Annotated in this window: 23 protein-coding genes and 1 pseudogene; 10 read left to right on the forward strand and 14 right to left on the reverse strand. The window is 44.9% G+C overall.

Annotated features, from left to right (window positions below; genetic code table 11):
- The 3 genes from B5J93_RS05095 to groL form a co-directional block, all read left to right on the forward strand.
- The coding region (locus B5J93_RS05095) for an alpha/beta hydrolase (RefSeq protein ID WP_143823496.1) at positions 1 to 750 on the forward strand (750 nt) is incomplete at its 5' end.
- A 101-nt stretch (positions 751 to 851) separates the two neighbouring features.
- Positions 852 to 1,154, forward strand: a complete 303-nt coding sequence (locus tag B5J93_RS05100; RefSeq protein ID WP_079325172.1) for a co-chaperone GroES — start codon at positions 852 to 854, stop codon at positions 1,152 to 1,154.
- 141 nt (positions 1,155 to 1,295) lie between these two features.
- Positions 1,296 to 2,933, forward strand: a complete 1,638-nt coding sequence (gene groL, locus B5J93_RS05105) for a chaperonin GroEL (protein ID WP_079325174.1) — start codon at positions 1,296 to 1,298, stop codon at positions 2,931 to 2,933.
- A 149-nt stretch (positions 2,934 to 3,082) separates the two neighbouring features.
- On the opposite strand, the gene B5J93_RS14305 is transcribed toward groL, so the two are convergent.
- The 5 genes and pseudogenes from B5J93_RS14305 to B5J93_RS05130 form a co-directional block, all read right to left on the reverse strand.
- The gene (locus B5J93_RS14305; RefSeq protein ID WP_158080690.1) at positions 3,083 to 3,346 is read right to left on the reverse strand and encodes a hypothetical protein; all 264 of its coding nucleotides are present in this window, start codon (positions 3,344 to 3,346) and stop codon (positions 3,083 to 3,085) included.
- A pseudogene (locus B5J93_RS05115) lies at positions 3,300 to 3,946 on the reverse strand (IS1595 family transposase). The gene B5J93_RS14305 and the pseudogene B5J93_RS05115 overlap by 47 nt, the downstream one beginning before the upstream one ends.
- Positions 3,947 to 4,716: 770 nt before the next feature.
- Positions 4,717 to 6,162, reverse strand: coding sequence for an NAD(P)H-hydrate dehydratase (locus B5J93_RS05120; protein WP_079325178.1), 1,446 nt, complete (start codon positions 6,160 to 6,162; stop codon positions 4,717 to 4,719).
- 9 nt (positions 6,163 to 6,171) lie between these two features.
- Complete coding sequence (locus B5J93_RS05125; protein WP_079325180.1) at positions 6,172 to 6,576, reverse strand: hypothetical protein; 405 nt, start codon at positions 6,574 to 6,576, stop codon at positions 6,172 to 6,174.
- On the reverse strand, positions 6,576 to 6,851 hold the full coding sequence (locus tag B5J93_RS05130) for an FAD assembly factor SdhE (protein WP_079325182.1): 276 nt from the start codon (positions 6,849 to 6,851) through the stop codon (positions 6,576 to 6,578). Before B5J93_RS05130 ends, B5J93_RS05125 begins: the two co-directional genes overlap by 1 nt.
- Before the next feature lie 106 nt (positions 6,852 to 6,957).
- Between B5J93_RS05130 and B5J93_RS05135 the strand changes: the two genes are divergently transcribed.
- The gene (locus B5J93_RS05135) at positions 6,958 to 7,770 is read left to right on the forward strand and encodes a Cof-type HAD-IIB family hydrolase (protein WP_079325184.1); all 813 of its coding nucleotides are present in this window, start codon (positions 6,958 to 6,960) and stop codon (positions 7,768 to 7,770) included.
- 23 nt (positions 7,771 to 7,793) lie between these two features.
- On the opposite strand, the gene B5J93_RS05140 is transcribed toward B5J93_RS05135, so the two are convergent.
- From B5J93_RS05140 to B5J93_RS05180, 9 genes are all read right to left on the reverse strand, one after another.
- Positions 7,794 to 8,060 carry a hypothetical protein gene (locus tag B5J93_RS05140; RefSeq protein ID WP_211278851.1) on the reverse strand — a complete coding sequence of 89 codons (267 nt, stop codon included), beginning with the start codon at positions 8,058 to 8,060 and terminating at the stop codon, positions 7,794 to 7,796.
- Positions 8,061 to 8,156: 96 nt separating this feature from the next.
- Positions 8,157 to 8,396, reverse strand: coding sequence for a hypothetical protein (locus B5J93_RS05145; protein WP_079325186.1), 240 nt, complete (start codon positions 8,394 to 8,396; stop codon positions 8,157 to 8,159).
- Between the two features lie 100 nt (positions 8,397 to 8,496).
- The gene (gene gorA / locus B5J93_RS05150) at positions 8,497 to 9,858 is read right to left on the reverse strand and encodes a glutathione-disulfide reductase (protein ID WP_079325188.1); all 1,362 of its coding nucleotides are present in this window, start codon (positions 9,856 to 9,858) and stop codon (positions 8,497 to 8,499) included.
- Positions 9,859 to 9,965: 107 nt separating this feature from the next.
- Positions 9,966 to 10,415, reverse strand: coding sequence for a PIN domain-containing protein (locus B5J93_RS05155; protein WP_079325190.1), 450 nt, complete (start codon positions 10,413 to 10,415; stop codon positions 9,966 to 9,968).
- Positions 10,405 to 10,641, reverse strand: a complete 237-nt coding sequence (locus tag B5J93_RS05160; protein ID WP_079325192.1) for a hypothetical protein — start codon at positions 10,639 to 10,641, stop codon at positions 10,405 to 10,407. Before B5J93_RS05160 ends, B5J93_RS05155 begins: the two co-directional genes overlap by 11 nt.
- A 75-nt stretch (positions 10,642 to 10,716) precedes the next feature.
- A complete protein-coding gene (locus tag B5J93_RS05165) occupies positions 10,717 to 12,816 on the reverse strand; it encodes a transglutaminaseTgpA domain-containing protein (protein ID WP_079325194.1) in 2,100 nt (699 codons plus the stop codon).
- Positions 12,817 to 13,250: 434 nt separating this feature from the next.
- Positions 13,251 to 14,291 carry a DUF58 domain-containing protein gene (locus B5J93_RS05170; protein ID WP_158080691.1) on the reverse strand — a complete coding sequence of 347 codons (1,041 nt, stop codon included), beginning with the start codon at positions 14,289 to 14,291 and terminating at the stop codon, positions 13,251 to 13,253.
- 49 nt (positions 14,292 to 14,340) lie between these two features.
- Positions 14,341 to 15,276 (reverse strand): AAA family ATPase, encoded by a 936-nt coding sequence (locus B5J93_RS05175; RefSeq protein WP_228144871.1) that lies wholly within the window; start codon positions 15,274 to 15,276, stop codon positions 14,341 to 14,343.
- Positions 15,277 to 15,642: 366 nt separating this feature from the next.
- On the reverse strand, positions 15,643 to 17,313 hold the full coding sequence (locus tag B5J93_RS05180) for an electron transfer flavoprotein-ubiquinone oxidoreductase (protein WP_079325200.1): 1,671 nt from the start codon (positions 17,311 to 17,313) through the stop codon (positions 15,643 to 15,645).
- Between the two features lie 332 nt (positions 17,314 to 17,645).
- Here B5J93_RS05180 and B5J93_RS05185 point away from each other — a divergent pair, with 332 nt between their 5' ends.
- The 6 genes from B5J93_RS05185 to B5J93_RS05210 all read left to right on the forward strand — a co-directional run bounded on the left by B5J93_RS05185 (position 17,646) and on the right by B5J93_RS05210 (position 24,959).
- Positions 17,646 to 18,251, forward strand: coding sequence for a DUF1285 domain-containing protein (locus tag B5J93_RS05185; RefSeq protein ID WP_079325202.1), 606 nt, complete (start codon positions 17,646 to 17,648; stop codon positions 18,249 to 18,251).
- Positions 18,252 to 18,265: 14 nt separating this feature from the next.
- Positions 18,266 to 19,105 carry a glutamate racemase gene (murI, locus tag B5J93_RS05190; protein WP_079325204.1) on the forward strand — a complete coding sequence of 280 codons (840 nt, stop codon included), beginning with the start codon at positions 18,266 to 18,268 and terminating at the stop codon, positions 19,103 to 19,105.
- 246 nt (positions 19,106 to 19,351) lie between these two features.
- Positions 19,352 to 20,365 carry a hypothetical protein gene (locus tag B5J93_RS05195; RefSeq protein WP_079325206.1) on the forward strand — a complete coding sequence of 338 codons (1,014 nt, stop codon included), beginning with the start codon at positions 19,352 to 19,354 and terminating at the stop codon, positions 20,363 to 20,365.
- 105 nt (positions 20,366 to 20,470) lie between these two features.
- The gene (locus B5J93_RS05200) at positions 20,471 to 20,674 is read left to right on the forward strand and encodes a hypothetical protein (RefSeq protein ID WP_079325208.1); all 204 of its coding nucleotides are present in this window, start codon (positions 20,471 to 20,473) and stop codon (positions 20,672 to 20,674) included.
- Between the two features lie 308 nt (positions 20,675 to 20,982).
- Positions 20,983 to 22,677 (forward strand): hypothetical protein, encoded by a 1,695-nt coding sequence (locus B5J93_RS05205; protein ID WP_079325210.1) that lies wholly within the window; start codon positions 20,983 to 20,985, stop codon positions 22,675 to 22,677.
- Between the two features lie 188 nt (positions 22,678 to 22,865).
- Positions 22,866 to 24,959, forward strand: coding sequence for an EAL domain-containing protein (locus B5J93_RS05210; protein WP_079325212.1), 2,094 nt, complete (start codon positions 22,866 to 22,868; stop codon positions 24,957 to 24,959).
- The last annotated feature ends 159 nt before the right edge of the window (positions 24,960 to 25,118 follow it).

Genomic DNA, 25,118 nt, shown 5'->3' on the forward strand with positions numbered 1-25,118 from the left:
TTTGGGTTCGGTTGGTATACCATTTTAAAAAATCAGTACAAAGGCTCCCAAATCGCCTTTGATGCCTTTATCAAAAGTTGCCAAGACACTTGTATTTTTGACAACTCCCAAGACCCAAACACCGCATTTATCAATAAATTAGCCGACATCTCTGCCAAAAACTTAACCGACAAAAATGGCGACACCATAGACAGCCAAAGTATCCTAGCCATTATTAATGAGAACATCAACGACAGTGCCTATTGGGCGGACATGATGACAATGCTTGGCGAGCTTGACAGGGGCGAGACGGGCGAGTTTAACACTCAGCTACTACTGTCCGAATTTGGCGAAAAAGGGTTTAGTAAAGACGCTTTATCCCTTGTGAACTGTGCCGACTCCGCCCCCAAAATTAGCCGAGACGACTACATCAAACAAGCCAAAATCATCGATAGTGAGGCTCGTTATGATGATGATTATCTGGACGCTTGTTATTATTGGCAATGGCAAGCGACCGATGATTTAAATGAAAACCTTATCACAAACGACACGCCAAACCTGCTCTTTGTCGCCCAAAAATACGACCTTGCCACACCGCTTGCCAATGCGGTTAATATGGCAAAACGCTTTGACGATACGCTCATCTACACCCCAAATCACGGGCATACCGTGAGTTTATCGGGCATGAATGCGTGCGTAGACGGCTATGTGGTGCAGTACTTGCTTGACCCAAAAATACAGTTTGATAAAAAAGTGACGCTGTGTGAGTGATAAATTTTTAAAAAATTATCTTGAAAAATTTGCCTCTAAACACCATTTTTACAAACAATCTGGTTTTGCCAGTATCCCTAACAAGTTAATGGAGAAATTTTATGCCAATCCGTCCTTTACATGACCGCATTGTCGTTCGTCGTACCGAAGAAGAGCAAAAAACCGCAGGCGGTATCTTACTTCCAGGTTCTGCCCAAGAAAACCCCCAACAAGGCGAAGTGATTGCTGTGGGTAACGGTCAGCTTGTGGACAACGTTAGCCTATTTTCAAGTGGCGTACGTCCCCTAGATGTCAAAGTGGGCGACAAAGTGCTATTTGGTCAGTATGCAGGTCAAACCGTCAAAGTGGACGGCGAAGAATTGCTGATTATGAAAGAAAGCGATGTGCTTGGTGTTTTGGAATAATTTTTAAATCCAAACCGTAGGGGCGTGCTGAGCACGCCCAACGCAAAGAATGGAAAAAGGGCGTGTGCAACACGCCCCCACAATTCCAAAGAAATCAATTAGTTACAATTTTAATTTAAACAATGTTAAGAGAGAGTAAACATGGCAAAAGATGTAAAATTTGGCGTATCTGCCCGTGAAAAAATGATTGACGGTGTCAATATCCTAGCAGACGCAGTCAAAGTTACCCTAGGCCCTAAAGGTCGCAACGTGGTGATTGACAAGTCTTTTGGAGCTCCAACCATTACCAAAGATGGTGTGAGCGTGGCAAAAGAGATTGAGCTTGAAGACAAATTTGAAAACATGGGTGCTCAATTGGTTCGTGAAGTGGCTTCAAAAACCAATGACGTAGCAGGGGACGGCACAACGACTGCCACCGTACTTGCCCAAGCCATTCTAGTAGAGGGCATGAAAACGGTCGCCGCTGGCATGAATCCTATGGATTTAAAACGTGGCATTGACAAGGCAACCCGTGTTGCCGTTGAGCAAATCCACGCTCTATCTACCCCTGCCGATGACTTTAAAGCGATTGCTCAGGTTGGTTCAATTTCAGCCAACTCTGACACTAAGATTGGCGAGCTAATCAGTGAGGCCATGAAAACTGTCGGCAAGCAAGGCGTGATTACCGTGGAAGAAGGCTCTGGCTTTGAAGACACCCTAGAAGTGGTTGAGGGTATGCAGTTTGACCGTGGCTATATCAGCCCATACTTTGCCAATAAGCAAGACAGCTTGACTTGTGAATTTGACAATCCTTTTATCCTGCTTGTGGACAAAAAGATTGCCAATATCCGTGAGATTGTGCCACTACTAGAACAAGTCATGCAAACGAGCCGTCCGCTACTTATCATCGCCGAAGACGTAGAAAATGAAGCGTTGGCGACTTTGGTGGTAAACAACTTGCGTGGCGGTCTAAAAACGTGTGCCGTTAAAGCCCCTGGTTTTGGCGACAGACGTAAAGCCATGCTCCAAGACATTGCCATTTTGACAGGCGGTGTGGTGATTTCAGAAGAAGTGGGTCTGTCTCTTGAAACGGCAACTTTGGAACACCTAGGTACAGCTAAGAAAACCACCGTTGGTAAAGAAAATACCGTGATTGTGGACGGAGCAGGCGACAAGGCTCAAATTGACAGCCGTGTTGAATCTATCAAACGTCAAATCGAAGAGTCCACGTCTGATTACGACAAAGAAAAACTGCAAGAACGTGTTGCCAAACTCTCTGGCGGTGTGGCGGTCATCAAAGTCGGTGCTGCTACCGAAACCGAAATGAAAGAGAAAAAAGACCGTGTTGATGATGCTCTGCACGCCACCCGTGCGGCGGTAGAAGAAGGTATCGTACCAGGGGGCGGTGTTGCCCTAGTACGTGCGTTGTCTGCATTGGCTGAGCTCAAAGGCGACAATGACGACCAAAACGCAGGTATCAATATCCTACGTCGTGCCATGGAAGCCCCACTTCGTCAAATCGTAACCAACGCAGGCGATGAAGCGTCTGTGGTTGTCAATTCGGTAAAAGCAGGCTCTGGCAACTATGGCTACAACGCAGCGACAGGCGAGTATGGTGATATGATTGAGATGGGTATTCTTGACCCTGCCAAAGTAACCCGCTCTGCTCTTGAACACGCCGCCAGCGTGGCAGGTCTAATGCTAACCACCGAGGTAATGATTACCGATAAACCTGCCCCAGAAGCCCCTAATATGGGTGCTGGCATGGGCGGTATGGGTGGTATGGGCGGAATGATGTAAAACACTGCACAACTAAAACCAAGTATTTAATAAGCACCTAAATTAGGTGCTTATTAAAATAGAATAGGATATATAAATAATATGAATAAGAAAACCACATCTAATATTGCAACATTGGCTAGCCAGACATTGAGAGACCCTAACTCTTCTCAAATTTCTAAAACATTGGCTGGCTCTGCATTATCTCGATCAAATTCAAATAAAGTTACTAGTGATAATTTAGAAACAAAGGCATCAAAAGTTCTAAAAAGCTCCAAATTTAGTGATAATACAAAATCCTTAGCTGGCTCTGTGTTATCACAATCTAAGAAATAAACACTAAACCAAAAAATCTGCCAAACTTCGGTTTGACAGATTTTTTGCTTTTTAAAAGGTGATTTGATAAACTTTAAGTTTTTCTGATGGTGTGCCATAGTTAAATCCAAACTCACATTCTTTTAAAAACAAATGGAAGTGCTTTTTGTCAATACCATTGTATTTTCTAAGAATGCGTTTAGATTGAGACCAGAAGTTTTCAATGCCGCCCCTGTGGTTGTGATTGTTAGCAAATTCTTTGGAATGATTGATTCTAAAATGCTTAAAATCACTCACATCAAGAGCATTGTAACTTGGATAAGTATCTGTGTAAACAATGCTATCAGGCTTGATTTTGCTTTTGATGATAGGCATTAGCGTGTTTTGTTTGGTGTCTTTGGCAATGACGGTATAAACCCTATCTTTGCGTTTTAGAATGCCAAAAACGATTGTCTTGTCACCCGCACCACGCCCTCGTTTGCCTTTGCGTGTGCCACCAAAATAACTTTCATCAAGCTCTATTTCACCATCAAACTCAATCTCAGCTTCAAAATCAAGATGGTATTCTATCACAAGTCTGATTTTGTGGTAAAATAATATGGCTGTATTATACTGAATGCCAAGCAAATCTGCTGATGTTCTAGCAGTAACTTCTGCAACAAAAAATTCAAGTAGTTTTAACTGTACTTTTTGCTTAGTTTACAATGGGTTATCTTCATATTTGTAGTATGGCATAAGTGCTAATCTATGTCAGCCCCTAAATTAAAGGGATGGATAGAGCCGTGGGTAATGTAGCCACCTGTTATTTATCAGTGGCGCGCAAATCCTTTCTTACTAAACAAAAATGTCTTACGGACAATTCTAGTGCCAAACTTTCTTATCCACAACATTTATCAGTAAAATACCAACAAACCGCTTGAGGCGGTGTTTAAGTTGGATGATAAACGAGCCCTACTTGACCATACACCAATCAACAACTCACTGTAGAACCACAGTAATTTTAAAATTGCCTAACGAAGTACTATCTGCAATTATTCTTTCACTTTCCTTGTGATGTATCCATCGAAACACCTCTGCTTTCACATCAAAAAATATATCAACGATCTTTTGTCAAAAAACTTATCCATAGTTTTGTCCACATATTTCACGGATAGCATTCTGTGAAACATTGCTGTCATAATACAAAATTAATCAAAATTTATCCAAATATTTATATTATAACTAATTGATTTTAATAATAAAATTTTTTAAAATAAATATGTATAAATTTTAATCAATCAACTGCCATCGCGCACCATTGCAACATTTTCACATAAAATTACAAAGTTATCCACAAGATTATCCACAGATTTTGGGGAAAAGTTTGGGATAATTTCTGATTGTTTTTTAATCACTAAAATTCTACCAAAAAACAATATCTTAGACACTTTTTGCGACAATTTTCATCGCTCAGTCTGTGAAACCTTGACTTTTTATATTTTATTTAGTCTTATGGCAGTCGCATGGCGACATCCACCATGTCATGTGCATGAATCCCAAACATCGCCTGACTGGCTAGCCGATCACCCATGATACCATGCCATGCCACAACCTCATGCACACCCATGTCTGCCCCCACAAGCATGCCTGCCAACACATCACCCATACCTGCTGTCGCCATCTGAGGGTTGCCAAAGGGGCAAACATGCACGCTGTAGCCGTCAAAAGATAATGTATTCGCCCCTTTAATAACCCATTGACCGCCATACTGTTCATGCAGACGATAAAGTGCGCCCAATTTATCATTATCTATATCCGCCACACTCACCCCCAAAAGCCTTGCTGACTCTGCCGAATGGGGCGTACAGATGACATGATCGGGCAGTTTGCATGGATTTTTTGCCAAAAAGTACAACGCATCAGCGTCCAGCACCACCCTATCAAAGGCATGATGAACCACCCCATCCATGACTTTATCAAAAATCATCTCTGCCCACGCATCACGCCCAAGCCCCATGCCAAACGCCACACGGTCAAACCCCACCAAGCCCCCTGCACTCATCTCATCAATGTCCGCCACCATGACATTGGGCGAGCGTGTCAGCATGGCATTATGGTGCGTGGTGTGGCAAACCGCCGTAACTCGCCCTGCCCCCATGCTCATCGCCATTTGGCTTGCCATGATGATCGCCCCACCCATACGCCGATGACCGCCCACGACCGCCACCGTGCCAAAGTCGCCTTTGTGGGCGGTACTTTGGCGTGTGGGTATTTTGGGTTTATCCGACAAATACGCCACCGCCAACAGCTCATCATCAGGCGGTATCAAGGGCAGATTGATGACTTTTCCCACAAAATCCTTTGCCACCCCGACAAACAGCCCCATTTTTAACCCCATGACACACAAGGTCATGTCTACGTCCGCACACACAGGCATGGGGATACCCCTATCAGGGTGCAGACCGCTTGGCACGTCAAGGGCGATTTTGGTGCCTGTTTGGGCGTTAAAGGCGTGAATGATGTCTTGATGTGCTTTGTCAAGCTCTCTGTCTAGCCCATTGCCAAACAACGCATCTAAATGTATCACTTTTTCAAATTTGCGAATGACACCGCCCACATCATCACACATCGGCATGCCTGTACATGGCGACCTAGCACGGACAGCATCCGCACTTTTTGGTGGGTTTGGGGCGATGATTTGCACATTAAAATGCTTATTATCCAGTCTCTCTGCCAGATATTTTGCCGTTAGATAGCCGTCTCCACCATTGTTGCCCACGCCACACCATGCGATGATGTCAGCTTGGGTAATGTTATTTTTATGGATAAAATCAATGATTTGTAAACATAACGCAAGGCTTGCCTGTTTCATGAGACCAAACGAGCTGTTACCATCTGCAAACCAACGACCCTCCCAGTCTTTGACAGCTTTGGCGGTATAAATGGGTGCGGTCATCGGCTCTTCCTATATTTTTAGTGATGCCAATCGGCGAAAATCCTGCTCTGACACCATGCGATGATGAATGGTTACTCGGTGCGTCATCTCAAACGGCACAACAACACGAAATGTCATCGTTACCCTTCGCCCCATCACCGCCACATCCGGCAGATACGCCTGCCATACCTGCCTATCCGCCCCATCATACATGCCCAGATACCACACATCATCAGGGGCATGGGCGGACAGCTCATGTATCGGGATGGCACGCATTTTATCCATCCACAGGCACACTACCCACACCACGCCCACCATGGCATACTGCCACCACGGCATACCCATCACCGCCATCAGCAATAACGTAATGATAAGCACACCAGCCTTGATGGGCAGGTCATGAGCAGTCGGTGTGATGGCAGTATCAATAAACATCAGCGTGACTGGGTGTGTCTGAGTGCTTTTATCTTATCAATGAGTGAGCCTATCTTGTCATCATCAGGACTTGCCTGCCCCAAAAAAAACAGCAACAAATCAGGGTCTTCGTGTTCTAGTAGTCGCTCAAAGGCAAGCTGTTCTTGTTCATTGGCAGTCAGATAATGATTTTTGACATAGGGGTCAATATAAAAATCAAGCTCCTTTAAGCCACGGCGAGCTTGATAGATGATACGGCGTTGGTGTAAGGTCGGTTCTAAATCGAGTGTGGTCATGGGTTGCCTTTTGGTGTCTTTTGGGTTGAAAACATCACAAATCAGCAAGATTTGCAAATCTGGTTATTTTTGCATAAAATAGGTAAATTTTCAATGAAAAACACACATGAACACCACGCCTGCCACCACTCCCATCGCCCCCAAAATCGTCTTTTTTGACATCGATGACACGCTCTACATCAAACACGAAAATCGCATTTTAGACAGCACCAAAACCGCCCTGCACGCCCTAAAAGAGCGTGGTATCATGGTCGCCATCGCCACAGGGCGTGGTCTGTGTGTGTTTCCACCTTGTATTAATGAGCTTATCGACGAGATTGGCATTGACATTTTTGTGACGATTAACGGGCAGTATAACGAGTATCAGGGTAAATGCCTGACCCATTTTCCCTTGACGCACGCTCAGCTGACCCACACCACCGCCTACCTGCAAAGCGAGCGTATCGCCCACGGCTACATGACCCGTGATGAGATTGTTACAGTCAGCCCCGATGAATACATGGTACAAGCCTTAACATCACTACACATCCCCTATCGTGTGGCAGAGTCGTTTGATATGAACACACCCGTCTATCAAATGCTGGCATTTTATGAAAATAACCACACCACTCAGCTCTCATCTACCCTAAGAGACGACCTAAAAACCGTACGCTGGCACATCTTTGGTGTGGACATCCTAGACGCCCACGGCTCAAAGGCTTGGGGCATTCGTTCGGTGTTGGACGCACTGGGTCTATCCATGGCGGACGCTGTCGCCTTTGGTGATGGGCTAAATGACATCGAAATGCTCTCATCGGTCGGCTTTGGCGTGGCGATGGGTAACGCCCACCCCGACCTAAAAGCTGTGGCGGACTATGTCTGCCCACGCCATGATGACGATGGGATATTTAAGGGACTTGTGGCTTTGGGATTGATTTAGCACTATTTATAAAAGTGGCAAAACTAATACGCCAAGTAATCCACGCTTGGCAAGTCAAAAGGTGGATGGACGGACATATTCACAAGGATTATTTCGTCATCGTTTAGGATGTAGCGCAGTACATATTCTGAGGTATAATCGCCTTTTTCGGACAGTGTATAATTAGGTATGCCAATATGATAATGCCATAGGCGGTAGGTTTGGGCGTATTTGACTTTGGACAACCAAAACGGGTCGTCTTTTGGCACGTCATCTGATGACTTGTTTCGCCCTTTAAGCCCTGTAGCCAAATTGTTCGATATGACTGATAAAGTGGCGAATTTTTAATTGGTCGGATACAGGGAAGTTTTTTAAGTACGTTTTAAAGAGTGTGCCATAGCGAACTTTCATGAATTCACCCACGCCAAAAATTCTTCATCGCTTTCAAATTTGGGCATATCAAACCGTGGGGCTTCCACCGCTTTTGTCATACGCTCCAAATCAAAATTAAAATCGCCTTTGGCATAACTTGGGACAGACGACACCGAGCCGATGACTTGATCATCTTTGGCAAAATAAATCGGCTCTTTGGTATTCATGACCTGCTCGGCAATGTGGGCAGGCAATAAGGCAATGTCAATTATCATAAGGTTTTCCTATTGTTGTTGGATACCGTTATCATACCCCATTAACGCCAAAAAGACAAACCGCCTAGGCAATCTGTCTTTTTAATGATAAAACAAATACTTATCTCATTGTAACAAACTCTTCAGACCCTGTCGGATGAATGGCAACGGTGTTGTCAAAATCACGTTTGGTCGCCCCCATTTTTATGGCGACAGCAAAGCCTTGAATCATCTCGTCCACACCAAAGCCCACGCCGTGCAAACCAACCACTTTTTCATCATCGCCCACGCACACAAGTTTCATGCGACACGGCTCACGATGAGCGGTAATGGCAGAGTACATGGGCGTGAAGTTGGATTTATAGACCTTGACCTTGTCCGCCCCAAATTCATCAATGGCATCTTTTTCACTCATGCCGACCGTGCCAATGGGTGGGTGGCTAAACACCACCGTAGCGACATTGCTATAATCTAGGTGTTCATCGGGCTTGTTGTTAAACAGGCGTTCGGACAGTCTGCGACCGCTCGCCACCGCCACAGGAGTCAGCTCAATGCCATTTTCGATGATGTCGCCCACCGCATAAATGCCGTCCACCGTGGTGTTTTGGAATTTGTCCACGATGATTTGCCCCTTTTCGTTGGTTGCCACGCCTGTTTTGTGCAGGTCAATGACATCAGTCGCTGGCACACGCCCTGTCGCCCAAATCAGGCAGTCCACATTTAGGGTTTCGCCATTGTCAAAATACACGGTCAAACCGTCATTTTTTTCAATTTTAACAGGATTTACGCCCGCATGGAATGTAACGCCGTCTTTGTCCATGACATCTTGCAAAACTTCTACAATATCTTTATCAAAACTCTTTAAAATACCGCTACGCACACACAAATGCGTATCCACGCCCAAGGCATTCATCACGCCTGCAATCTCAACGCCAATGTAGCCACCGCCCACAATCGCCACCGATTTTGGCAATTCAGTCAAATCAAAAAAGCCGTCCGAATCAATGCCGTATTCTGCCCCCTGTATGTTGGGACGGTGTGGGCGACCACCTGTGGCAATCAAAATATGGTCAGCGGTAATGGTCTCGGTCTCGCCATTTTCATAGCTAACTTCTACCGAATTTTTATCCAAAAATTTGGCAAAGCCGTTGATGAGTGTTACGCCGTTTTTTTCAAAAGTGTTTTTGTAAGATTGATGGATGCGATTGATGTAGGCGGTGCGATTTTCGACAAGTTTGGCAAAATCAAAGTTTTTGACATCAAGCTCAAAACCATAATCAAGGGCATAGTTGTGAATGGCGGTTGCCATGTTCGCTCCATACCACAGCACTTTTTTGGGTACACAGCCTACGTTGACGCACGTTCCACCAACGTGCTTTGCTTCAATCACGGCAACTTTTTTGCCGTACATACTGGCACGGTTGGCACTGGCAATACCGCCACTACCACCACCGATGGTAATATAATCAAAATGTCTGGTCATGGGTTTTCTCCAAAAAAGGTTGGGTTATTATAACGCATAATGGGGGTGGTTGATGGATTTTGGGGAGAATGTTTGATAAAATTTTTTGATTGTTGATAGATGGTTTTTTAATTGAGCAAACTGATAAAATCCTGCTCGCCAATACCAACAGCGGTATGCGTGGCAATGCGATTGTCAAGCAATACAAAAACAGCGTGGTTGTATTTGGCAAGGGCTAGTAGATAAGCGTCCGTTAATTGTTTTGACCCTTGAATGTATTGCCAGTTGATAAGCTCATCTTGTAATAGGCTGATGTTGTCAGGGATAAAGACATGATGACTTTTGTTAATAAAAGTTGTTAGCTTTTCTTTGATATCTAAGATTTTAAAGCCATTTTCATAGCTAGGCAATGATAAAATCCGCATACAGCCATTTTGCGTAATCGGACAACTCGCCCAGCGATTCCCTGCAATCAACCATTCGAATAACCAGCTTGTCGCAAGTGCGTGATGCTTATGTTTGTTATCCAACAAGGCAATCAATACATTAACATCAAGTAAGGCGATTTTAGATACCATGTTCTTCCCTTAGTTCATTAATGTATTTATCAGTAATTGTATGTGTGCCTGTGGTAAATGGGCTTAATCCAAGAAACTCATACATCTCATCAAGGTCTTTGCCTTGTTGCTCGGCAACCAATTTTTCTGCCATGGATACAAGATAATCACTTGCCGACATATTTTGTTGCTTGGCAATTTGTACAAGTTGCGTCTCTACTTGTGGGGGTAAGTCTAGGGTTATCATGGATGACTCCTTTTAAAAGATAAGCCATTGTAACACAATCAAAACCCACAAAAAAAACCCCAATCCCAACCACGCTCATCTAGCACGTCCCACCAATCGCTTGACGATACTCATCATCTGACCAACCACCGCTTTATCCACTTGACCATCTCGCCCATAGCGGTGTTTGCGATACAAACCCTTTAATTCATCAATGTCTTCGGAATTATTTGGCGTTTTTAGACGGTCAAGCCAAGTCAAATAAGGCTCGCTCGCCCCCTTGCCCCATGCCTTATCCTGCTTGGCAAGCCCTGCCGAGAGCTTCACAAGTGGCACATCTAGCCCATGATACTGCCGTCTGCGTCGGTACATCATCACACCCACAAATAAGACAGCAAGTACTCCCACGCCCCCAACCAATATCCAAAACTGCTGAGCAAAACTTTTAATGTTAAACCATTTAAAGAGCGAGTCTTTTTGCTCATCTTGGTCATAGCCGACCACGTTTTTTTGCCAATAATAGCCCATCTGGTCAGAGTAACGTCTCAATGTTTGTAGCATCTTAAACTGCTGATAACTCCATTGCCCTATCATACCATCGCCAAACATGGACGCACCGCCCATTTCAGTTACCGCATTCATGCCCTGCTCCACACGGTCAGGCGAGACAAAGGCGGTCGGGTCAATACGCACCCAGCCCTGCCCATCAAACCATACTTCCGTCCATGCATGAGCATCCATCTGACGTACTTCCCAGCTTTGCCCATCACGCCCAAGCTCACCGCCTTGATAGCCTGCCACCACTCGAGCAGGAATGCCTGCCGACCGCATTAAAAAGGTAAAACTGGACGCATAATGCTCACAAAAGCCCGCCTTTGTGCCAAACAAAAACTCATCAATGCGGTCATCTCGCAGTACGGGGGGCGAGAGCGTGTAGCTAAATCCACCCGTGGTGATAAAGTTTTGCACCGCTTGTGCATAGCGGACAGGGTCGCCTGTCTGGGCATAGAGTTCACTGGCAAAGGCACGAGCCTGCTCATTACCATCTTCGGGTAGACGTAGATTAATGCGTTTTTGGACATCGGTCAGTTCAATATCCACCTTAGGTTGACTAAAATAACTGGCACGATAGCGTTTTTGGGTGCTAATCGGGTAATAATGACGCAGGGTAAAATCGCCCGTCATGCCCATGCCACGCTCAGGGTGCAGGCGTGGGTAATCAAGAGCAAACAACCAGTTTTGCTCAGTTGGCTCCAAGATAACCCGATAATGATGTTCCATGCCTTGATACGCACTCATCGCCCATGCTGGGGGCTTATCGCCATCTCGTGACGACCAAAAATGAGGCGAAAACTCACTTTGTCGCCACGTCACCCCATCAAAATCGCTAAACACCAGCCCACGCCAATACATTTCATGACGGCTTGGCATTTGCCCGTCAAATTCAGCACGAAACGCCAGTTCAGTCGATTGACTCAGATTAGAAAAATCCCCCGGTGACATGCTATCCGAAACACCCGTTGTCGCTGATTTGCCTGCCATCGGCAGTGACCACATCGGGGGCAGACGAGGGAAAAACAAAAACAGCACCACAAGCAGGGGAATGGCAGGCAGGGTTATCATAGCCAACGCACGCAGTCGCCCCGAGCCATCGGCATTATCATCATCACCAATGGCGATAAAGCCTATTAATATCATCATGAGTGTCGGCAGTCCCACCACCGCCACGCTCAAATCCTGCCGTATCAAAAACGCCGACGCCAGTGTAAATAACGCAAGGTTTAACGCCACATAAGCGTCCCGCTTCTCATAGAGCTCCCACGCCTTTGCCACAAAGCACAGCACCAAAAAACTGACCGCCACATCCACGCCAAACGCCTGCCCAAAGCTCACCCAGATCGCCACTGTACCACCCAAAAACAGCAGGACTTGTACCACTTGATAGATACGGCGTAGTCGCCCACCACTTAGGCGGTATAGGCGTGCCTTGATACTGGGTTTTTGCATGATGACACTGATGATGAGTGCGACCAGTAGCCACGCAGGAATGCCCATCGCATGGGGCAACACAAGCGACGCCATGGCAAGTAGGAGCCAGTGATAGGCAGGCAGGGCAAGGATTTTTTGCCAAAATTTTTGGGGGCTTGTGGTTAGGGTTTTTCTACCTTGACCAAAATCGTGAAAAGTGCTGTTCATGGTGTCTGTGTCGTGTGGTTTTGCCCGATAAATGATTTGGTGAAATTAGGCAAATACCAACCTTTTTATTTATCATCAATTTATTAGGGCGTGCCTGCCTTTTGTATTTGCAATAAAAAATGCCTGTTTAAAAAAAGCAGGAAAATCGCACGTTTTTCAAGGAAAAAGCGAAGTTTGATAGTTATTCTATCAAACGAGCTTTTATTATGAAAAACCAGATTTAGCCATTTTTCATGCAAAAACATTGTTTCATTTCTAAAACATTTCTATATTTTAAATTGTGTTATAAAGGTTAGGCACGCCCTAACTATCAAACCAAATCTTTTTTATAAATAGAATAACTCAAAAATGCTTTTTTAAATGATTTTAAAGGGCTTTAAAACGGCTTTAAAACGGATAATATAAACCGCCAATTTGCCAAATGCCAAAACCCATCAAGGCTCTTTGGCAAGTCTTAGCAGACATTGGCGGACAAACTCATCGCCCACGCCTATCTGCCCTGCCCCACTGGGCAAAACAAGCATAAAGGGCACACCTTGGCTGGCAATGGCTTGCACCGCATGGGTCAGCTCACTTAGGCGGGTCTCATGCACCCCTGACGGCATGTTATCATAGTGCAAGCACCACTCACGCCCGAGCGAGTCGCCAAAGTGCTTGGTGAGCATGCCTGCCCCCCGTGCCACGTGCGACCATGACACCCGTGCCAGACTCTCACCTTCTTGGTATTCGTCCAACATCTCAAAGTCGCTTTGCCCTGCCACACTAATGGCACTTCCCTCATCACTCTCGCTTGCCACCGCTCGCTTGTCGTTTTGCCAGTCAAAGGAGGTAGGCTTAGGGTATACAAAAATCGGACTTGCCAAATACACATACGCCCACGCACGCATGACTCCGAGCGGATAACGACTGCTGATGACCAGACGGGGCAGAGTCATCACCCCCCGAGTGGGCGTATAGACAGGCAGTCTGACCAGCACCGATTTGCCCAGCGTTGGCGTGATGACGGTGCGAGCATTCATGAAGTCTTCTCGTGCCTGCCCTTTGAGCATTTTTTGGATAATCTCATGCTTATCATCAAACACCGCTTCTATCTGCCGTGACGCCTTGCCACTTCTGGTGGACAGCTCCAAAGTCACATAACCTATCGATCCCGCCTCAGACAAGCTAGAATCGACAAACCGCACATTAATGCTCGCCACCTGCACAAAGGTATAAAACACGGTCACAAGCCAAATGCCGAACAGATAAAAGCACAGCCCCAGTACCAAGTTATTGCCATAATTAACCCCCGTCACAAAAGTGGCGATGAGTAGTAGAGCAAACAGCAGTCCTTGACGGCTAAAAAAGATATAGACATTACGTAGCCCGAGCGACACCATATCTTTGCGTGGCGAGCGTCTGGCAAAGAACTCGTTGAGCTTGTTCTTTATCGGATGAGTCAGTGGGCGAGTTAGGCGATGAGCAGATGATTTCATGGGCATACAGATAGATTGATTGGGTTAATGACAAATGGCAAATCCGCCATCAATCAATCGCCACTTCGTCCAAAATACGTCTGGCAATGGTCATCTCAGTCAGACCACCCAGATGATGAAACGGCACAAAACGCTGTCCTAGTCTGTGGTCAGCCACCGCCGAGAACACCGCCTGCACATCATCTATCGCCACATTGTCCTGCCCTGATACATAGGCATAGGCTTGGCAAGCACGCTTTAACGCCAACACGCCACGGGGGGATAAGCCGTGATATTCTTGGCTTGAACGGGTTTTGGCGACCAGTTTTTGTAGGTAGTCTAGCACCACAGGAGCGATGTAGATGTCTTTGACTTCTCGCTGAGCTTGTATCACTTCTTCACTGGTCAAAATCGGGGTAAACTCACTCATCATCGCTCTACGGTCTCGCCCTTCTAGCAGTTCACGCTCGGCTTTGGGCGATGGATAGCCGAGCGAGACGCACATCAAAAAGCGGTCAAGTTGTGACTCAGGCAATGGATACACGCCTGCTTGTTGGGCAGGGTTTTGGGTAGCGATGACAAAAAAGGGCTTGGGTAGAACATGCGTTTGTCCATCTTGGGTCACTTGCTTTTCTTCCATCGCTTCTAACAGTGCTGACTGCGTTTTGGGACTTGAACGATTAATCTCATCGGCAAGCAGTAGCTGAGTGAACACCGCCCCTTTTCTAAAAGCAAAACTCTGCTCACTTTGGTTATATATCATCATCCCCAAAATATCGGCAGGAAGCATGTCATTGGTAAACTGCACACGGTTAAAATCTAGCCCCAACAGGATGGCAAGACTGTGTGCCAACGTGGTCTTACCCATGCCGGGCAAGTCTTGCAATAGCAAATGCCCATCCGCCAAAATGCAGGACACGGCAAGGGTCACAGCTTCTTCTTTATCAAGGACGATTTGGTTTAGCTTGTCAAGTAGGGTTTGGATTTTGGGCTGGATGTGTGACATGAAACGCTCGAATAAAAAATATTTTGATAAATAGTAGGGCGTGTTGAACATTGATAACATGCATTATCATTTGATGAAATTTTTATAATTTTTAAAATATTTTTGCATGAAAAATGGCTAAATTTTGTGGCTCGAAGACGAAAACTTGTCTGATAGAATAGCTATCAGCCTACGTTTTTTCCTTGAAAAACGTGCGATTCCCCTGATTTTTTAAACAGGTATTTTTCATTGCAAATATCAAGGCTCAACACATCCCAACAATTATACCAATTTTTTAAAAATTCTTTGTATGACAAGCGTTAATTGACATGATAACACAACAAAAAATAAAGGACAATTTACGCCCTTTATTTTAATTTTGACCCATTACATATTCGGATAATTAGGCCCGCCACCGCCTTCTGGCGTTACCCAGGTGATGTTTTGGGCAGGGTCTTTGATGTCGCAGGTTTTGCAATGCACGCAGTTTTGACTGTTGATGACAAACCTAGCTCCGTTTGGGTCATTCTCATCCGCCACCACTTCATAGACCCCCGCAGGACAGTACAAGCGAGCAGGTTCGCCATAGAGCGGTAGGTTTTTGGTGATTGGCACGGTCGGGTCGGTCAGTTTTAGATGACAAGGTTGATCCTCGGCATGGTTGGTGTTTGAGATAAAGACGCTGGATAATTTGTCAAAAGTCAGCTTGCCGTCAGGTTTTGGATAATCAGGCTTATAAGCGTGGTCGGCTTTATCTAGCTGAGCAAAATCATAACTGTTGTCATGAATGATAAGTGGCATTTTACCGCTTAATAAGTTTTGCTCCACAAAGATAAACGCACCGCCCATCCACGTTCCCATACGGTGCATGGCGGGCGAGAAGTTTTGGGCGGATTTGGCATCATCAAACAGCCACGAATTTTCAAAATTGGTCTGATACTCGCTGACTTCATCATGTTGTCGTCCGTCTTGGATTGCTTTAAAAATCGCCTCACCAGCGAGCATTCCCGACTTCATGGACGTATGCGTACCTTTGATTTTGGCAGGGTTTAAAAATCCTGCGTCATCGCCCACCAGCACACCCCCTGCAAAGGTCAGTTTGGGCAGGCTATTTAGACCGCCTTTGACCAACGCCCTTGCCCCATAGGACAGGCGTTTGCCTCCTTCTAAGATAGGGCGAATAAGGGGGTGTAGTTTTAGGCGTTGTAATTCATCAAAGGGCGATAGGTGCGGATTAGAGTAAGACAAATCCACCACCAAGCCAAAGCTCACTTGATTGTTTTCGGCAAAATACAGCCACCAACCGCCAGTTGCCCCTGTGTCATTTAAGGGATAGCCCGAGCCGTGCAAAATCACGCCTTCTTCGTGCTTATCAGCGTCAATCTCCCACAGCTCTTTTAGTCCAATGCCATAATGTTGGGGGTCTTTATCCTTATCAAGATGAAAACGGCTGATGAGACGCTTGCCCAAATGCCCACGACAGCCCTCGGCAAACACGGTATATTTGGCAACAAGCTCATAACCTGCCTCAAAAGACGGCTTAGGTTCGCCCTTGGCATTGACCCCCATGTCGCCTGTTTGGATACCACGCACCGAGCCGTCAGCGTTGTAGAGAATTTCACTGGCGGTAAAATTAGGAAACAGCATAATCTCCATGCTTTCGGCTTGTTCGGCAAGCCAGCGAACCACGTTGCCAAGCGAGACGATATAGTTGCCTTCGTTGTGCATACTGGCAGGGACGATGGAGCTTGGCAGTTTGATTGCCTTTTTGGCGTTGGGGAGCATATAAACACGGTCTTCGGTTGCCTTGACTGTGATTGGGGCATTCATGTTTTGCCAATCGGGGAACAACTCGTTCAAGGCACGAGTTTCCATGACCGCCCCCGATAGGATATGGGCTCCAAACTCCGAGCCTTTTTCTACGACACAGACCATAAATTCATCAAGTCCTGCATCTATGGCAAGCTGTTTTAGGCGAATGGCACAGGATAAACCCGATACGCCACCGCCGACCACGACCACGTCAAATTCCATTGACTCACGTTGTATCTCTTGCATGGTGTTTCCTTTTTGGCTGTTTAAGGTGAAACCTTGTAATGGCTAAAAAAACAAATGATTATCAAATATAATGTTTGATAAATCAAATAATTATAAATGGTATATTTTACCAATCTTGTCAAATTAGGCAAGTTAATTATGCCCTTATTTTTGATAAAATCATGACTGGTACGGTTGTAAAAAGTTGTTGGGGGGAATGGATTGTTCTTTATAGAGGTAAAAATATTGGTAAATGTGATTTGTTGTGCTTTTTAAATCCTTAAAATTTATTTGCTTTTTTATAAAAATTTAGGCAAAATTAAACACTCTTTTTAAATGATGAGGTAAGGATTATGATGGATAATATTGACAAAAATGCCAATAAAGACAATGATTTAGCCAAAATCATCTCATCGCTTGGCAATGAGCGTAAAATTCCGCCATTAGATAAATGGACGCCAAAGACGATAACGCCTTTTGATATTGTGATTGATGATAATGGCGAGTGGCATCATGACGGGGTTAAAATCGCTCGGCAGTCGCTTGTGGATTTGTTTGCTAGCGTGCTGTGGGCGGACGTGGACGGTGAGCAAAAATGCCACTTTTTAAAAACGCCCACCGACAAATACGAAATCACCGTGATAGACACGCCACTGTTTATCAACACTGTGAATAAGGTCGTCAAAGATGGCGATGAATGGATAGTGTTTGGCACAACCAATGGCGATAACATTGTGCTTGATGATAAGCCGTTGTATTTTAAAACCGTGGTGCGTGATGATGTGGCGGACGATAGGCTGTATATAGACACTCGTTTTAACCTAACCGCTCGCATTGGGCGTAATGTGTTTTATCATCTGATAGAGCTTGGCGAGCTGTCGGACGAGCAGGGGCAGACGATTTTGACCTTGCAAAGTGGCGGTAAAACGCATCGTGTGGTTGCCCCAAATTTTAATTAGAAAAACTAAACAATATGATAAACCAGCACCCTGATTTTAAAGATGACCCTACCGCCCCGATTGGCGTATTTGATTCGGGCGTGGGGGGTTTGTCGGTGTATTTGCACCTAAAAACACTCATGCCAAACGAACGCTTTATCTACTATGCCGACACCGCCAACGTGCCGTATGGGATTAAATCAGGCGATGAGATTTTGCTTTTGACCTTGCAAGCGGTGGCACGGCTGTGTAAACGGGGCTGTAAACTCATCGTCATCGCCTGTAACAGTGCGTCCGCCCATGCCCTAAAAGCGTTGCGTGAGCGGTGTAGCGTGCCGATTGTGGGGCTTGTCCCTGCGGTCAAACCTGCGTGTAGCTTAACCAAAACCTGCCAAATTGCCGTACTTGCCACTCGGGCGACCCTAAACGGCTATCTATTAAATGATGTCATCAATGATGTTGCCACACCACAAGGGGTTATGGTGCATAAGCATTTTGAACCGACATTGGTGCCGTGGGTGGAGAGCGGTATGCCCATTGACAGTCAAGTGGCAAATCTACTGATTAGACAAACCAAACAATGGGCAGACATGGGTGTGGACGTGATAGTGCTGGGGTGTACGCATTATCCGTTTTTTAAGAGGTTTTTGCAGACCTTTATACAACAAGAAAATCTGGACGTGCAGTTGATTGACTCAGGAATGGCAATCGCCCAACGGGTCAAATCCTTGCTTGATTTTTTTAATATCGCAAGCCCCACACCAAACACCGTCCCCATGCAGTTGTATGCCACACGCTTAGATGATGACCTGCTTGCCACTGCCGAGAAGTTAAGCGGTGAGCCATTTATTGAGCTGATTCATTATGATGAATGACTCTGTAAGGCGAAAGCACGGCAAATGATGTGCTAATTTTAACCATTTATATGTGATTGTGTTACTTTTGCAAATTTTGGCATTTTTGTTCATCTTGGGTATTTTTATTTTGAGAAAAATTCTTTATAATAAGAGATTATTTTGATAAAAATCACTTGCTCTACTATTTTTAAATTGCCATACTTTTATCATTGATTTTGGGCGGACGTTCCTTAACGCCAATCCACTATTAACCTTGGGGTTTTTGTGTCAAATCATCGTTATCATGTTCATATCGCTTGTGTGGCTGATGACCCACTGTTGGTTACTGCCCAAGATGATGTGGCGATATTTTTTGAGAGTCGGGCTTTTTTAACCAAAGACTTGGTGATTGCTCGTGCCGAATCTGCCAGTTATAGTTGGCGATGTGTTAATTCTGCCGATCTGGTACTCATACTCATCGGTAACAGCTACGGCAAAGCCAATGCGTCAGGGGTGAGCCAGCTTCACGTTAGCTATACCAATGCCAAAGCCAAAAACAAGCCCATACTCATTTTTGTGCATGCTGATGTATTAAACAAGCCAACGGGCAATCGGCTGATTGATTTTGTGGGGTCACTAGAATCCCAAGGTGGCGATGTCGTTCATTATTTTGATGATAATACCAATTTCCCCAAGCTCTTAGAAACAGCTTTTAATGCGCTTGATTTTGACAAATCCAAAGGGTGGCAGACAGCAGGGGCGAGTATTCGTAGTATTATGCTCTTTACCCCACCCCAAGAGAGTCAAACAGCCAATATAGACAAAACAGAGAAAACAGTGGGGGTAGATAAGGCAAAACCAGCCATAAATTTTGATGAATCGCACCACGCCAAAAACCCTGATTTACATTCTGCTTTAAAACCCGCCTTGGTGCTTGATAGTGAATTTTTGGTAAGTTGCACCGCTCATGCGTTTCGGGGTGGTACGCTCATTGAAGTATCCTTTGTTATCCCACTACGCTGGCGACACATCGTTGCCATGCTTGCCAATGTCGTCATGCCATTTTCCGAGCAGGGATTGGGGCGCGCCTTAAATGAAATCGTGGATAAGAGCCTAGCAAGTCAAATCGTCTCTCGCCAGCACCCTGATGTCCATGCGGTCAGTCGCATACAAGTGGTAAAGGCGGACGCTTTATGGATATTAGATGAGCTAGAGTTGGCAGGATGGATTGAACCTGTGGGGCAAGGCTCACTATGGCAAGCGACAGAAAAAGCCTCAGGCGTAACTAAGTGGGCATGACTAACAAAATGTCATATTCTGTCATGATGTGTACATACTTAGCAATAATACAGCAATAAAGCCTTGTTATGATGACTTTGCCATTTTTGTTTTTAAGGAAAAATTATGTCAAACCAAACAGACAACCCAAACACCAACACCCTAAGTACTAACACCCAAGAGTTAACGCAAGGGCTAGACACGCTCACCAACACCATGCATGATGCAGAAAAATCACGCACCTTAGAAGAGCAGGTGGCGTATCTTAAATCACAGGGCATTGACCCATCAAAGACCTATGCCAAATGGGATGATGAGCCAGAAGAGTAGCCTTACCTCGACTTGACTCTAAGCACAGCCGATGACGACTGTGCTTTTTTATGATTTTTTTATAATGCAACCAAAATGGGAAAAATACCACCCCAAATGCTGTTTCTGAGGGATTATTGTCGTGGACAAGTGTTCATAGTTTGCTATAATATAAAACTTTATGTTATTAACCCACGTCTTAACTTGCACAAATTAAACAAATTTTGTTTGACGCTAAGTGACTAAGTTTTGGAGGTGTGTTGTCAAGTTGTTAGAGTCTACACAGCATGGATGGCATTGTCAAGCCAGTTTGTGCAAAGAGATATGTTATGATTACCCTGCAAAAATTTGAACGCCTAATTACTGCACCATTGGCACAAAAATCCATCGCGCTGACCTATTTTGACCAGACAGGTGCCAATCTTAGCACATGGGCAACCATGCTTTCTGCTAAATCTAAACATGAGCAGTACACTGAGCTTAGGGTGGCACTTAGCGAGGTATTGGTCTGCGACATGCATGATGGTCAAAAACTGACACTCATGGACGAGCTGATGGTGGTTGTTGAGCGTGTGGTTGAACAAATGCACACTGACTATGTCTATGAACATCAAAGCTTATCCGATGAACAGCGGTCGTCAATTCATGAAGTGCGTAGTTTGTACTTTTTGATGATTTTGGTGTATTGCAACATTGCCGTACGCCATCAGAAAGCTGTTGTTCTGGCAAGTAGCGGGAGCAAAAAATGGCTTAGTAGAATCATTTCTGCCAAAAAAGCAGGCGTGCTTACCGCCGAGCGTGACATCTTTATTTATGCTGTACATCAATTTATGGTGCTGTATGTCAAGCTTTTGATGGAGTATGCATTAACCTATCAAAGATCCCCTAAGGTTATTTGGCGAGAAGTAAATACCTGGTATCTGACCACGCTTAATCTGGGGGTTTGCCATCAAAATATTCAAGATTTTGATAAAAATTATCCCAAAACGTCCATTCATGACAGATACATGCAGGCGTGTGGGGCAAGTTTCGGCAACTTTTTTGCCTATCGTCGTCGAGATATTTTAAATGCTTTTAGAGTTTTGCCTTTGTGGGTTAAATATTTTAAAACAACCTTTGATGCCAACCCTGAGTTTCGTGTTTTTGTCAATCTACAAGGTGTCGAGCCACCTGAGGTTATCACGCCATACGCATCGGTCAATCCTTACAGTGATGAGCATCGCTGTTTGTTTTTTGATTTAGAGAGTTTTACACGGCACATGGAGCAGGTGTCATCAGGCGAATACATAGATGGCACGGCACAGTCGTTGTTTGAGATGCGTTTCGCTAAAATGGTGCTACTTGCCTTTGAACAGCGTGCATCACACGAAAGACAAGGCGGTGGTCACGAAAGAAAAGCTGAGCTACTGGTAGGGTTTGCATCCATTTTTAATGAAATCTCTGGCGGTCAAAATCTATCTAACGTCATAAGAGAACGGGGGTTGCCTGCTGATTTTCACGTCAAAATCAGTGCATCCGCCATCGGCATGGTCGTCCCCAAAGAGATTGTTAAGGTAAGTTATAAAAATGAGGCGGTGGCTCGTTTTCGCTTTGGCGAAGAGGGTAAAAATGAGCAAGAAGAAAACCTATCTACTCGCCCACTGCTTCATGTCTACGGTTTGTTTGCCTTAAAATCTCCACAGTCTACTAATAAAAGCCCGTGGCGTTTGGGTGTAGCACACTGGGTGGAAAAGTCAGAAGAAGGCGTTGTGGTTGATGGTCGTTTTTTGGGACGAGTACTGATGGCGGTAGGTGTGCGACTACGAAAACAGGATGGTCGAAGTCAAGAATTTGTTCACGCTTTATTGGTGGATGGTGATGGACTAAACACCCAAAGCACACTTATTATACCACGCTTTCATTTTAAAGCAGGGGATTATGTCGTACTACGTATTGATGACAAAGAAATGGAACTTAAGCTTGAACGCAGTCTTTTGACAACAGATGAGATTGAACAATATCAAATCGTCCGTCTAAATGGCTAATTGGTAAGTTTTTTGGTATAATATGAATTGGTCTAGAATAGCAAGTGTGCTATTCTAGACCAAAGACAGAAACTACTGTATTTCATGTCAGGTTGGCATGAATCTTGCATATTTTTGCGTGTCACTAAGATTACCAGTGATGCATTCATTTCTCCAATCACCCATATAAATTTATAACAGTTTCGATTATGAAAAAAAATATTTTAAACTTGCTGTTTATCGATGAAGAGCAACTTTATGCAGAACATCTTATCGGTCACTTATCAGAGTATTTTGATGAAGTGAATTTGGGTTTTTGGGATGAGAAGGCGGAGTTTGTCAAGTCACTACGCCAAGATTGGGATGTACTTGTCTTTCATCGTGCCTATGACATGAATTTTACAGATGTGGTGGGCATCCTACAAGAAGAGCAAATAACTCTGCCTGTCATTCATTTGGTGCATGATGATACGCAGGCAACCATCAATGAACATGGTAACCCTGAGGTAGTTCATGGCGACATGATTAAGTCATTGGCAAAAGGTGATGACAGACTTATCGTTTCTGCCATTTGCTTGCAAACGGATTATGTGCGAGCCAAACGTCAAACCACTCATCTAAAAGCCATCTTAAAAGAAGCCGAACAACGTGCCAATATCCTGATTAAAAACTCAAAGTCTGCCGTGGCATATATTGACCAAGGCGTGCATATTTTTGCCAACGACCCGTACTTGGAAATGTTTGGCTATAACAGCATGGAAGAGATTATTGGTGTTCCTGTAGTAGATTTGATTGCTGGTGGTGATAACGTCAAAGGCTTTAAACAGTTCTTGCGCAAATTTGACAAGGGTGACCGCTCACAGGTGGAATTCGCCTTTGAAAGCAAACGCACCGACAATACAACCTTTGCCTCAAAATTACAACTGGCGGCAGCGACCTTGGATGGCGAGCCTGTCACACAGATGATTATCCAGCAAAATGAGAATAATAGTGCTGAGCTTGCCAAAAAACTTGCCGAAGCAGAGCGTCAAGATGCTCTAACAGGACTATCCAATCGTCTTGCCTTTACCGAATCATTACAGAACACCCAACAAGAAGTTGCACGTGGTGATATTAAGTCAGCTGCTTTGTTATATATTCGCATGGATGGCATGGGCAAGATTCATTCAAGCACGGGTTTAACGGGAGTAGATACCGCGGTCAAGCAGGTGGCTTGGGTGCTTGATGAGACCGCCAAAAAAGTACATGATACCAATGTCAGCAGATTTAGTGATACCAGCTTTGCTTTGGTGATTGATGAGATAAACAAAGAGCAAGCCATGGCTTTAGCAGAGCAACTTGCCGAGCGTGTGGCAAACATGCTTATTGAGGTAGGTAGTCGCACCATTACTACCACGCTGTCTATCGGTGTAGTGATGATGGATGTCAATGCCCCTGAGGCAGGCGTGGTGTTAAGTCGTGCCATGGATACTGTTCAGGATATCAATCCTGATGACGAAGGCATGAAGGTCAAAGCTTTTGATATTAGTGCCATTGCAGGTGAAGATGATTCGGCGATGGCGGAATACATTCAAGCTGCCTTAACGCAAAATAAATTTATCCTTAGATATCAGCCGATTTATGATATTGATACCGACAGTAGTAGCTTGTTTGAAGCGTTTATAACATTGCCTCAAGCTGATGGTACAGAAATGACCTATGATAAGCTAGCTCCCATTGCCAAAAAACACAATCTACTTGAGAAAATTGACCGTTGGATGCTCATCAATGCTAGCAAGCACTTAGCTAGCACTCGTCAAAACGAACCCACCGCACGCCTACTAATTGGTTTGTCATCAGCATCATTGGCAGATACCAACTTATCAGGCATTATCACTCAACTAACCCGAGCCATTGGTGGTGGTAATGACGTACTCACATTGCAGTTTAGCGAACAAGACCTAGTGGACTATATGGCGGTTGCCAAACGTCAGTTTATCGCCCTTGCCAATATCAACTGTCCTGTAGGCATGAACGGCTTCGGGGTAACCGCCAAATCTGCCGAAGTTCTAGACTATCTATCACCCAACATGGTGCGTCTCGCCCGTAGCTACACTAAGGACTTGGACAGAGAGGCGAACTTGACTGCCTTGCAAGGACTCATTAATACAGCAACCGAAAAAGGGGCAAATACGCTCATGCCGTACATTGAAGAGGCATCCACCATGTCTATGGCATGGTCAGTAGGGGCAAGATACTTACAAGGCGACTATCTGCAACCTGCCAATACCGAGATTACCTTCCCGCCCCCTGCCGAAGAGTAGCGACTCTCGTGGAGAACACCCAACATGTGGTTGGGTGTTTTTTATACAAAGAAGTAAATTACAACTCACTCTTAACGAATCAATGACTTACACGAAGTTAAGGATAAGATAGATTGTCTTGATTTTTGTGGCAATATAATAACCCCCTCTCCAAACTAC

The organism is Moraxella equi, assembly GCF_002027555.1.
Lineage (GTDB): Bacteria > Pseudomonadota > Gammaproteobacteria > Pseudomonadales > Moraxellaceae > Moraxella > Moraxella equi.

Bases quoted from the DNA above. Each gene is read 5' to 3' on its own strand.
- B5J93_RS05100 (WP_079325172.1), top strand. From the start codon at position 852: ATGCCAATCCGTCCTTTACATGACCGCATTGTCGTTCGTCGTACCGAA.
- groL (WP_079325174.1), top strand. From the start codon at position 1,296: ATGGCAAAAGATGTAAAATTTGGCGTATCTGCCCGTGAAAAAATGATT.
- B5J93_RS14305 (WP_158080690.1), bottom strand. From the start codon at position 3,346: ATGGCACACCATCAGAAAAACTTAAAGTTTATCAAATCACCTTTTAAA.
- B5J93_RS05120 (WP_079325178.1), bottom strand. From the start codon at position 6,162: ATGACCGCACCCATTTATACCGCCAAAGCTGTCAAAGACTGGGAGGGT.
- B5J93_RS05125 (WP_079325180.1), bottom strand. From the start codon at position 6,576: ATGTTTATTGATACTGCCATCACACCGACTGCTCATGACCTGCCCATC.
- B5J93_RS05130 (WP_079325182.1), bottom strand. From the start codon at position 6,851: ATGACCACACTCGATTTAGAACCGACCTTACACCAACGCCGTATCATC.
- B5J93_RS05135 (WP_079325184.1), top strand. From the start codon at position 6,958: ATGAACACCACGCCTGCCACCACTCCCATCGCCCCCAAAATCGTCTTT.
- B5J93_RS05145 (WP_079325186.1), bottom strand. From the start codon at position 8,396: ATGATAATTGACATTGCCTTATTGCCTGCCCACATTGCCGAGCAGGTC.
- gorA (WP_079325188.1), bottom strand. From the start codon at position 9,858: ATGACCAGACATTTTGATTATATTACCATCGGTGGTGGTAGTGGCGGT.
- B5J93_RS05155 (WP_079325190.1), bottom strand. From the start codon at position 10,415: ATGGTATCTAAAATCGCCTTACTTGATGTTAATGTATTGATTGCCTTG.
- B5J93_RS05160 (WP_079325192.1), bottom strand. From the start codon at position 10,641: ATGATAACCCTAGACTTACCCCCACAAGTAGAGACGCAACTTGTACAA.
- B5J93_RS05165 (WP_079325194.1), bottom strand. From the start codon at position 12,816: ATGAACAGCACTTTTCACGATTTTGGTCAAGGTAGAAAAACCCTAACC.
- B5J93_RS05170 (WP_158080691.1), bottom strand. From the start codon at position 14,291: ATGAAATCATCTGCTCATCGCCTAACTCGCCCACTGACTCATCCGATA.
- B5J93_RS05175 (WP_228144871.1), bottom strand. From the start codon at position 15,276: ATGTCACACATCCAGCCCAAAATCCAAACCCTACTTGACAAGCTAAAC.
- B5J93_RS05180 (WP_079325200.1), bottom strand. From the start codon at position 17,313: ATGCAAGAGATACAACGTGAGTCAATGGAATTTGACGTGGTCGTGGTC.
- B5J93_RS05185 (WP_079325202.1), top strand. From the start codon at position 17,646: ATGATGGATAATATTGACAAAAATGCCAATAAAGACAATGATTTAGCC.
- murI (WP_079325204.1), top strand. From the start codon at position 18,266: ATGATAAACCAGCACCCTGATTTTAAAGATGACCCTACCGCCCCGATT.
- B5J93_RS05200 (WP_079325208.1), top strand. From the start codon at position 20,471: ATGTCAAACCAAACAGACAACCCAAACACCAACACCCTAAGTACTAAC.
- B5J93_RS05205 (WP_079325210.1), top strand. From the start codon at position 20,983: ATGATTACCCTGCAAAAATTTGAACGCCTAATTACTGCACCATTGGCA.
- B5J93_RS05210 (WP_079325212.1), top strand. From the start codon at position 22,866: ATGAAAAAAAATATTTTAAACTTGCTGTTTATCGATGAAGAGCAACTT.